Origin of the sequence: Bradyrhizobium valentinum (assembly GCF_001440405.1) — a bacterium.
Taxonomy (GTDB): Bacteria; Pseudomonadota; Alphaproteobacteria; order Rhizobiales; family Xanthobacteraceae; genus Bradyrhizobium; species Bradyrhizobium valentinum.
Genome location: NZ_LLXX01000099.1, coordinates 1 through 10,205, shown reverse-complemented (window position 1 = coordinate 10,205; position 10,205 = coordinate 1). Strand labels below are relative to the sequence as shown.

Below are 10,205 nucleotides of genomic sequence, written 5' to 3'. Positions count from 1 at the left end.
CTTCAGCGCCTCTTCGCCGGGGGCATCGAGGTTGGCGTTGGGCTCGTCGAGCACGAGCAGCGGCGGACGCCCGAGCAGCGCACGCGCCAGCGCCAGACGCTGCCGCTGCCCGCCGGACAGGCCGACGCCGCCGGGACCCAACCGAGTATCGTATTGCTTCGGCAGGTCGAGCACCATCTCGTGAATGCCGGCGCGCTTGGCGGCGTCGATGATCTCCTCCGTCGAGGCGTCGCCGAAGCGGGCGATGTTCTCGCGCACGGTGCCGGCGAACAGGCCGACGTCCTGCGGCAGGTAGCCGACATGACGGCCGAACTCGAGCGGATCCCAATGGCTGTAATCGAGCCCGCCGAAGCGCAATCGTCCGTCGGCCGGTGCAATGGCGCCGACCAGAAGGCGGGCCAGCGTGCTTTTGCCGGAGCCGCTCGGTCCGACGATGCCGAGCGCCTGGCCGCCGCCAAGCTCGAACGTCAGGTCCCTGATGACGGGCTCCTTGCGCGCCGGCAGCAGGCAGCGCAATTCACGCACCTCGATCGTATTGCGCGCCCGCGGCACGATGGTGTGCGGCGGCGTCAGGTCGATCTCGGCGAGCAGTTCGCGGACTTCCGCATAGGCCTCGCGCGCGCCGATGAACTGCTTCCAGGTGCCGACGGCCTGCTCCACCGGGACCAGCGCGCGGCCCATCACGATGCTGGCGGCGAAGATGGTTGCCGGCGTGATGGCGTGGTCGATCGCAAGCCAGGCGCCGGTGCCGAGCATCAGTGATTGCAGCAGCAGGCGGAAGAAGCGGATGGACGAGGTCATCACCGCGTTCTTGTCGCTGGCCTGCGCCTGCTGCACCAGCATCGACGAACGCTGGCTCTGCCAGTTGCGCTCCACCGCCGGCTGCATGCCCATCGCGCGGATCACGTCGGCGTGGCGCAGGATGTTTTCGGTGAACACGTAGGACTGGTTGCCGGCGGCCTCCGCTTGCTTCATGGGCTCGCGGGTCATCACCTCGTTGAGGCCGGCGAGCCCGAGCAGCAGCACGGCGCCGATGGTCGCGACGATGCCGAGCAGCGGATGGATGAAGAACAACAGCATGAGATAGATCGGGATCCACGGCAGGTCGAACGCGAAATAGATGCCTGGACCGGTCACGAAGGTGCGGAACTGGTCGAGATTGCGCAATTGCTGCGCGCCGCGCGAGGCGCCGCGCTGCGCCGAGCGCACCACCAGCGCCTCGAACACGCGTGCCGACAGCTCCATGTCGAGGCGGATGCCGCAGCGGATCAGGATGCAGGAGCGCACCGCGTCCAGCGCCGCCATGGTGAGCAGGGCGATCGCGAGAATCAGGGTGAGGAGGACGAGCGTGGAAACGTTCTCGTTGAGCAGGACACGGTTGTAGACCTGCATCAGATAGAGCGGCGAGCTCAGATAGAGCAGGTTGATGCCACTGGAGAACAGCCCGGCCCAGAGGAAGTGCGGCCACAGCGCGACCAGCGCCTGGCGAACGTCATCGATCCGCCGCGCCGGCGCGACGGAGTCGTCGGGAACGGTCAACGAGCCCGCAGGCATTCGGCGATCACCTTAAGCGAGTTGATATGATGCTGCGCGATCTACTCGTGCAGTGCAGGCGGCCATGACGTGGCGTGGGGATGCGTTCCCCACGCCGCGCGTTTTCGAAAAATGTCTGGACTCAAATTGGAGTTAGACGAGGCCGTTGAGCAGGCCGCCGGCATCGAGCTGGCCGACATCGGCGCTGGCACCGACCAGGGTCGGCGCGGAAACCGAGGCATCGATACCGTCGAGCCCGGCGGAGAGGTCGATGCTCGGGCTCGTTTCAATCAACGCGCCGAGATCGAGCGTGTTCGACAGATCCGCCGTGCCGCTGGCGCTGGCAGAGGCGCTGCTGCTTGCGCTTGCGCCGCCAAGGACGCCGGTGGCGGTTCCAAGCAGGCCATCGACGGTACCAAGCAGGTTTCCGAGTAGTGCAGCCATATAGTCAACTCCTATGAAGGTTGGCTGGAATGCGACGAACGTCGCGGTGCACAAAGCCACGGCAACCGAAAAGGTTGCGGACTCACATGCGGCCTTTTGGTGATCATTTGTTGGGAGAGGAACTTTCTGATGTTGCCGGTCGGCGGCGGCCGATCATGATGTGAAATCTCCTTGGGGAAAGTGTTCGGAAAATCGATGTCGGAAGACAAAGCGGATGTCGTGGTGCTCGGCGCGGGCATCGTCGGCGTATCGACGGCCTACGCCGCACGGCAGCGCGGAATGTCGGTCGTTCTGATCGACCGCCGCGAGCCGGGCAGCGAGACCTCTTATGGCAACGCCGGCATCATCAGCAGCGGCTCGATCACGCCGCTCAACAATCCGTCGCTATGGAAGTCGCTGCCGAAATACCTGACCAACCGCCACCCGGCATTGCGGTGGAATCCGCTTTGGGCGGTGCAGAACGCGAGCTGGGTCGCGCGCTTTCTGGCCGATACGGCTGCATCGCGTTTCAGGCCGCGGGCGACCGCGCTGCACGGATTGATCGGCGCATCGGCAAAATTGCACCGGGCATGGATCGTGAAAGCGGAAGCGGGGCATCGCATCCGCGAGACCGGTTGGCTGAAGGCGTGGCGCAGCGATGCCGCCGCGGCGGCGAGGCAGGAGCAGGCCCTGCTGGCCGAATACGGCATCGCCAGCGAGTTGCTCGACCGCCAGGCCATCTCCGCGCTCGAGCCTGATATCGTGCCTGTCTATAAAGTGGGCCTCCTGCACACCCAGACCGCCTCGGTCGATTCGCCGGGCGCGGTGGTCAAGGCCTATGCACGGATGTTCGCGAGTGCGGGCGGCGATGTCAGGCAGTCGGATATCAAGGAGATCGTGCCTGAGGGCGACCACTGGCGGGTGCTGCTGACCGCCGGCGAGATTTCGGCGCGCCATGTCGTGGTCGCACTGGGACCATGGTCTGCGGAAATCTTGCGGCCGCTCGGCTATCGCGTGCCGCTCGCGTTTGAACGCGGCTACCATCGCGAATTCAAGCCGAACCCGGCACGTTCGTTACAGCGTCCGATCTATGACATCGACGGCGGTTTCATCGTGACCCCGATGGAGCAGGGCATTCGTGTCACCTCAGGCGTCGAACTGACCGGCCGCGATGCGCCTTCCTCGTTCGCCCAGCTCGATCAGGTCGTTCCGCTCGCGCGCGGCGTAGTCGAATTCGGCGATGCCATCGGCGAAACATGGCGCGGCTCGCGCCCGACGCTCCCCGACAGCCTGCCGATGATCGGTCCGGCGCCGCGGCATGCCGGCCTGTGGCTCGCTTTCGGCAACCAGCACATCGGCTTCACCACGGGGCCCGCGACGGGCGCTGCCATCGCCGCCATGATCAGCGGCACGCCCGCGCCTTACGACGTCACGCCGTTCGCACCAGCCCGCTACATCTGACCTGACCAGAGTGGAACACTCTTCGGCGCCGGATCGCCGGGAAAGACGCGTTGCCGCGTCCCGGCCGGCGCCTTCAGTGGTTCCCCGAAACAACCCCAAACTGCCGGCGTTATCTTGCAGCTTTGTTTGCATCAGGAGACCAACCATGCAGGTCCAGCAAATCATGACGCCGACGGTACGCATCGCGGATCCCAATATGACCATTCGTGATGCCGCAAAGTGCATGAGGGCCGAGAATGTCGGCGCCCTGCCGGTCGGCGAAAACGATCGTTTGATCGGTATGGTCACCGACCGGGATATCGCGGTGCGAGCGGTCGCCGAAGCGCGGTCGCCCGGTAACACGACGGTTCGAGAGGTGATGTCCGAAGGCATCTGCTACTGCTTCAGCGATGATGATGCCGAAGCCGCCGCGCAAATCATGGCCACGCATCAGGTGCGGCGTCTGCCTGTTCTCAACCGAGACAAGCGGCTCGTCGGGGTCATCGCGCTGGCCGATCTCGGCCGCGCTGAGGACGAAGCGGCGCAGGGCGCGCTGAAGGACATCTCGCAGCCGACTGCGAAGGAGCGCCGATAAAGTATCACGCAGCTTCAGTCGCAAGGTCAAATCAGGCGTTCTCTGAACGACCCGCCGGTTCGGGCACCGTCTTTTGAGCTGCGGCATCCGGGCAGCCCATCGGTGCCGCACCCATGACTGTGGAACACCGCTTGTGCGGCGGAGTTCAAGGCTTGGATCAACGCAAGCGGAGACAGTAACGATGGCCGGAAGGCTGGAAAGCAAGATAGCAATCGTGACGGGGGCGGGGACCGGTATCGGCGAAGCCATCGCGCACAAATTCGCAAGAGAAGGCGCGAAAGTCGTGGCCGCCGGGTTGCCCGACGATCCTGTGGATGATGTCGTCCGGGCGATCCGCGAGCGCGGCGGTGTGGCCGAATCCTTTCTCGGCGATCTCGCGGATGAAGTAGACGCCCAGGCCTGCGTCGCTTTGGCAGCGGATGCATTTGGCAAGATCGACATTCTCGTCAACAATGCCGGCGTGTTTCCTGAAATCGCCGAATGCCAGGATCATTCCGTCGAGATGTTCGATTATGTCGTCCGGAACAACATCCGTTCCGCGTTCCTGATGACGAAGTTCGCGCTGCCGCATCTTCGACGTTCGCACGGTGTCGTGATCTCGACCGGCTCGGAAGCCGGCGAGATGGGCGAGCCGATGGCTGCGCCTTATGGCGGCTCCAAGGGCTTTCTGCACGCGTTCATGCGCAGCGTCGCTTACGAGCAGGGCAAGTACGGCGTGCGTGCGCTTTGCGTGTGCCCGGGCCCGATCGACACGGCCTGGACGCACAAGGAGACGGGACTAATGGATGCGCAAATGGAAAAGCAGACCCTTGCCGGCACTGTACTCGGCCGGCGCGGCACGCCCGAGGAGATGGCCAATGTATTCGCCTTCGCGGCCTCGGATGAAGCGAGTTTCCTGACGGGAACGCTGATATTTGCCGACGGCGGAACCACGATTGCAAAGGGCGGCCCGGGAGAAATGGCAAAGAGCTTTGTGAGAGAGCAGCCAAAGCCGACGCTCGACCTTAAGCACTCGCACGACGGCCTGAAAGGCAAACCTGTCGAGAACCGCATGCACTAGAGCATGCACTCTTCGGGTTCCGACCTCTGTTGCGAACAGCCATTTTTGAATTCTTCGGAACGTATCTGTGTCCCGCGAGTTATCGAGACAAGGAGCAGGTAACCTTCAATCAATAAGAAGGCGAATGCTCCGAAAGCCCCGTCATCTCGCTAAAGTGCGGATGGCGGGGTTTCTTTTTGAGGCTCGGCTCGTCGTACTGTTGAAATACTGCATCCGCCGGGATCCGTTCCGACCAATTTCTGGAACGCTGAACGGAAGCCCGGGTTGTTTCGGTGCAGCAGGCAGGCCGAATCTGTAGCGCCTGCCGCAGGCCGAGCGGTGTCGGATACGCGATTTCGCCGCGATCGGCTCGAGCCATTGGAGATCTGAGCCATGGCCGGCTTGACGCCCAGCGAACGAGCCCGTGAACAAAGCCAGGCATCGCTCACCGAGATATTGCGTCGTCATGGCGAAAGCCTGCCGGCGCCCGAGCGTGCCGGTGAATTCGGCGCCCTGTTCGCCCGTTTCGGCGACGCCCGGATCGTGCTGCTCGGGGAAGCGACCCATGGCAGCTCGGAGTTCTATCGGGCGCGCGCCGCCATTACTCGCGAACTGGTGCGGCATCACGGATTCTCCATCGTCGCCGTCGAGGCGGACTGGCCGGACGCGGCGCGCATCGATCGCCATGTACGGCATCACACGCGTGCGACCGGGAAAGGCGCGGCATTCGCGCGTTTTCCGGCCTGGATGTGGCGCAATGCCGAGGTGGTGGAATTCGTCGACTGGCTGCGGGCCCACAACGGCAATCTGCCGCCGGAGCGGCGCGTCTCGTTCCACGGGCTCGACGTTTACAGCCTAGGCGCTTCCATTGCCGCGGTTCTTGAATATCTCGATCGCATCGATCCGGACGCAGCCAAGGCCGCGCGGCGGCGCTACGGCTGCCTGACGCCGTGGCAGGACGAGCCGGCCGCTTATGGCCGCGCCGTCCTGTATGGCCACCGCGATACTTGCGAGGACGAGGCGGTGGCGCAACTCACCGAGCTGCTGCGCAGTCGCCTGGCCTATAGTGCAGAGGACGGCGATGACTTCTTCGACGCGGTCCAGAACGCCCGGATCGTTCGCGCAGCCGAGCATTACTACCGCATCATGTATCGGGGCTCGCGAGAATCCTGGAATTTGCGCGACCGGCACATGTTCGACACCTTGCAGGCGCTGCTTCAGCGCGACGCCGGTGCGAAGGCGGTCGTCTGGGCCCACAACTCTCACATCGGCAATGCCGCCGCTACTGCCATGGGTTGGCAGGGTGAGTTCAACATTGGCGAACTTTGCCGCACCGCCTATGGGGATGCCGCGGTCCTGATCGGCTTTGGTACTGATCGCGGCACGGTCGCCGCGGCGAGTGATTGGGAAGCGCCGATGCAGGTCAAGACCGTGCTTCCGGCGCGCCATGACAGCTATGAATATGCCTTCCGGAAGACGGGATTGGCCCGCACGCTCACCGACTGGCGTGGGCTGACCCGGCGCGAACTCGTCGAGGCGCTGCGTCAACCGATGCTGGAGCGGGCGATCGGCGTCATTTACCGGCCGGAAAGCGAGCTCACCAGCCACTATTTCCAGGCGGTCCTTGCCGAACAGTTTGATGCCTATGTGTGGTTCGAGGAGACGCGGGCGGTGACACCGCTGCCCGCCCGGCATGAACAAGGCGTGCCGGAAACGTATCCATTTGGGCTCTAGGCATCACAGATGCAGTCTGTTCGCTCGCAAAGGAGCGCCCATGATGTTTGGACAGGACAGCTTCAGCGATCGACGCGAGGCCGGCCGCCAGCTCGCGGCGGCGCTCGCGCACTTCCGTGACGCCAATCCGTTGATTCTCGCGCTGCCGCGCGGTGGCGTTCCCGTTGCTTTCGAGGTCGCAAAGTCGCTCGCCGCGCCGCTCGACCTCCTGCTGGTGCGCAAGATCGGCGCGCCCGGGCATGAGGAGCTTGGCATCGGTGCCGTGGTGGACGGCCGGAACCCGCAACTCGTGCTCAATTGGGAGGTCGTCGACATGGTGGCTCCGCCGCCGGGCTACATCGCCGCGGAACAGAAGCGGCAGCTCGCCGAAATCGAACGACGTCGACTTCTCTATCGCGGCGAGCAGCCCGCTGCCGATACCAGCGGGCGCACCGTCATCGTGGTCGACGACGGCATCGCCACCGGCGGAACAGTGAAGGCGGCGCTGCGAGGCGTGCGACAAAGCCGGCCGAGGCGCCTCGTTCTCGCCGTGCCGGTTGCTCCGCAGGACAGTCTCGATGAAGTCGCGACGGAATGTGACGAGGCCGTGTGTCTCCTGACCCCCGATCCGTTCTACGCCGTCGGTGCGTACTACGCCGACTTTGCCCAGACGACCGACGGAGAGGTGATCCGCCTGCTCAAGGAAGCGCAGCAGATGAGCCATTCATAGCTCGCCGCAAATCGACCAAAATCGGCAGGGGCGGCCGCTCGAGGTGGCCGTAAGCCGCTTGGCGGGCAACGGCGTTGAATGCGCTTCCATTTTTTTAATTGCGAAAGCCTCGCCTGGATCAGACGCCGGGGCTATTCTGCGCTGGCATACACATTGCATCTGTTTCAACGCATCCGTTCAATGCATTCGCTTCAAATGGGATGGCTCCGGTACACGATCGCGCGCCGCCTTACGCTCAACGCCCAGCTTCGATTGATCCTTTGCCGAAGCCAACATTCCGGACCCCCGCACGGTGCACGAAATTTCGTCGCCTCCCTTGCATGGAGCAATAGTTTGATGACACCGTTGCGCTCGCTTCGGGGATGGCTGCCGGCCTGTGATCGCGCGTTCCGGGTCGCGAGTGGAGCCTTTGATATATGTTGCGTCTGATTGCCCGGCGTCTTGCTCTCGGTGTGCTGGTCGCGTTCACCGTGATGACGCTTGCATTCCTGCTGACGCGGCTGTCGGGCGACCTCGCGGTTTCGATTGCCGGCCCCCAGGCGACGCAGGCAGATGTCGAAATCGTGCGCAAGGCCTATGGCCTCGATCGCCCGCTCTACGTCCAGTTCTTCGCCTGGACCGGTCGCGCCATGGTCGGCGATTTCGGCCAGAGTTACTTCTTCAAGGACAGCGTGGCTAACCTGATCCAGAAGCGCCTGCCGATCACGCTCACGCTCGGCCTTGTGGGCTTAAGCCTCGCCTTGATCGTCTCGCTTCCGCTCGGCATCCTGGCGGCGCTCCGCGAGAACACCTGGATCGATCGCAGCGTCACCATGTTCACGATGGTGGGGCAGGCGGTCCCGAGTTTCTGGCTCGCATTGATCCTGATGATCGTGCTCGGCCTGCAGCTCGGCATTCTGCCGATATCAGGCACCGGCACCTGGCAGCATTTCGTGATGCCGGGGATCGTGCTCGCCTTCACCGCGATCCCGGCCCTGACGCGGCTCACACGCTCCGGCATGATCGAGGCGATGGCCTCGGACTATATCCGCACCGCCCGCGCCAAGGGCCTGTCGCGGGCGCGGATCATCTTCAAGCACGCGCTGCGCAACGCCGCCATTCCCGTCGTGTCGATTGCAGCGGTCCAGCTTGGCTTCATGCTGGGCGGCTCGATCGTCATCGAGACGGTGTTCGCGCTGCATGGCGTCGGCTATCTCGGCTGGGAGAGCATCGCCAAGAACGATTTCCCTGTGGTGCAGGCGGTGGTACTGGTGCTCGCCGTGTTCTACATCGGCCTCACTCTGCTCGCCGATATCCTCAATGCACTGCTCGATCCGAGGCTGCGCACGGGATGAGCGAACCGATTGCCATTCAGGCGCCGCAGCCTTCGAGCATAGGTAGCTCGCGCATCGGCACCGCCGGCTTTGCGATCGGGATCGCCATCGTTGGGCTCGTCGTCGCAGCCGCGGTCGTCGGCAACGCGCTGGTGCCGCAGGACCCGTTCACTCAGGATCTCGGCAATCGCCTCAAGCCGCCGTTCTGGATGGAGGGCAGCCAGGCCGGGCACCTGCTCGGCACCGACCAGCTCGGGCGGGATTATCTGGCGCGGCTGGTCTATGGCGCGCGCATTTCGCTCCTGATCGGCATCATGACGGTGATCACATCAGGGTTGATCGGCATCACGCTCGGCGTGCTCGGCGGCTTCTTCGGCGGCCGCGTCGACGATGTCGTGCTGTTCGCCATAACGACACGATTGTCGATTCCCGTCGTGCTGGTCGCGCTCGCGGTGGTCGGGCTGATGGGATCGGGCCTTGGGCTCGTCGTGGCCACCCTTGGGCTGCTGTTATGGGATCGCTTCGCCGTCGTGGCCCGTGCCACCACCATGCAGGTTCGCAACCACGACTATGTCAGCGCCGCCTGGTGCGCCGGCGCCTCGACGTCGCATATCCTCATCAGGGAGATCCTGCCGAACATCGCCAGTCATCTCGCCGTCGTGGCAACCCTGGAGATGGCGCTGGCGATCCTCCTCGAAGCCGCTCTGTCGTTCCTCGGCCTCGGCGTGCCGCCGCCGCTGCCGTCCTGGGGGCTGATGATCGCCGAGGGCAAGGACTACATGTTCTTTTCACCCTGGGTGATCATGATCCCCGGCGTCGCGCTGCTGGTTCTGGTGCTCGGCATCAATCTGGTCGGCGACGGACTGCGCAATCTGCTCGGCGCGGAGCGGCTGCGATGAGCGCGCTTTTGGAGGTCGAGGAGCTTCAGGTGACGTTCGGCGGCCGCACCGCGGCGGTGCGCGGCGCCTCGTTCCGGGTCGAGAAGGGCGAGACCCATTGCCTGGTCGGCGAATCCGGTTGCGGCAAGTCGGTCACCGCGCTGGCGGTGATGAGCCTGCTCGCGCGCGGCGGCCACCGTTCGGCGAAACGGATGAGCTTTGCCGGGACCGACCTCACCTCGCTGTCGGACCGCGAAATGGCGCGCCTGCGCGGCAATCGCATGGCGATGATCTTCCAGGAGCCGATGACCAGCCTCAACCCCGCCTTCACGATCGGCTCGCAGATGGCCGAGGTGCTGACGCGCCACAAGGGCGGCTCGCGCGCGGCGGCGCTGGACCGCGCGGCCGAACTGATGGGTCGCGTCGGCATCACCGCACCCGGCATGCGGCTCGGCCAGTTCCCGCACCAGCTTTCGGGCGGCCTGCGCCAGCGCGTCATGATCGCGATGGCGCTGATGTGCGATCCCGAACTATTGATCGC

General features: G+C 64.5%; 10 protein-coding genes. 8 read left to right on the top strand and 2 right to left on the bottom strand.

All coding sequences use genetic code 11. The annotated features are described in order from the left end of the window. Both CP49_RS14980 and CP49_RS14975 read right to left on the bottom strand, forming a co-directional pair. Positions 1 to 1,554 (bottom strand): type I secretion system permease/ATPase (locus CP49_RS14980; protein WP_082646028.1); only part of this gene is annotated, 1,554 nt, incomplete at its 3' end. Positions 1,555 to 1,686: 132 nt separating this feature from the next. Then, on the bottom strand, positions 1,687 to 1,977 hold the full coding sequence (locus tag CP49_RS14975) for a hypothetical protein (protein ID WP_057850998.1): 291 nt from the start codon (positions 1,975 to 1,977) through the stop codon (positions 1,687 to 1,689). A gap of 195 nt (positions 1,978 to 2,172) precedes the next feature. Here CP49_RS14975 and CP49_RS14970 point away from each other — a divergent pair, with 195 nt between their 5' ends. The 8 genes from CP49_RS14970 to CP49_RS14935 form a co-directional block, all read left to right on the top strand. Then, positions 2,173 to 3,417: an NAD(P)/FAD-dependent oxidoreductase gene (locus CP49_RS14970; RefSeq protein ID WP_057850999.1), complete on the top strand. Its 1,245-nt coding sequence runs from the start codon at positions 2,173 to 2,175 to the stop codon at positions 3,415 to 3,417. 145 nt (positions 3,418 to 3,562) lie between these two features. Beyond that, positions 3,563 to 3,991 (top strand): CBS domain-containing protein, encoded by a 429-nt coding sequence (locus CP49_RS14965; protein ID WP_057850997.1) that lies wholly within the window; start codon positions 3,563 to 3,565, stop codon positions 3,989 to 3,991. 181 nt (positions 3,992 to 4,172) lie between these two features. Then, positions 4,173 to 5,051 carry an SDR family NAD(P)-dependent oxidoreductase gene (locus CP49_RS14960; RefSeq protein ID WP_057850996.1) on the top strand — a complete coding sequence of 293 codons (879 nt, stop codon included), beginning with the start codon at positions 4,173 to 4,175 and terminating at the stop codon, positions 5,049 to 5,051. 372 nt (positions 5,052 to 5,423) lie between these two features. Then, complete coding sequence (locus CP49_RS14955; RefSeq protein WP_057850995.1) at positions 5,424 to 6,764, top strand: erythromycin esterase family protein; 1,341 nt, start codon at positions 5,424 to 5,426, stop codon at positions 6,762 to 6,764. A 40-nt stretch (positions 6,765 to 6,804) separates the two neighbouring features. Further along, entirely contained in the window at positions 6,805 to 7,473 is a 669-nt protein-coding gene (locus CP49_RS14950) for a phosphoribosyltransferase (RefSeq protein ID WP_057850994.1), read from the top strand. A gap of 416 nt (positions 7,474 to 7,889) precedes the next feature. Continuing rightward, on the top strand, positions 7,890 to 8,807 hold the full coding sequence (locus CP49_RS14945) for an ABC transporter permease (protein WP_057850993.1): 918 nt from the start codon (positions 7,890 to 7,892) through the stop codon (positions 8,805 to 8,807). After that, the gene (locus CP49_RS14940) at positions 8,804 to 9,685 is read left to right on the top strand and encodes an ABC transporter permease (RefSeq protein ID WP_057850992.1); all 882 of its coding nucleotides are present in this window, start codon (positions 8,804 to 8,806) and stop codon (positions 9,683 to 9,685) included. Before CP49_RS14945 ends, CP49_RS14940 begins: the two co-directional genes overlap by 4 nt. After that, positions 9,682 to 10,205, top strand: a 524-nt coding sequence (locus CP49_RS14935; RefSeq protein ID WP_156438422.1) for an ATP-binding cassette domain-containing protein, incomplete at its 3' end; no start/stop codon positions are given. The genes CP49_RS14940 and CP49_RS14935, both read left to right, overlap by 4 nt.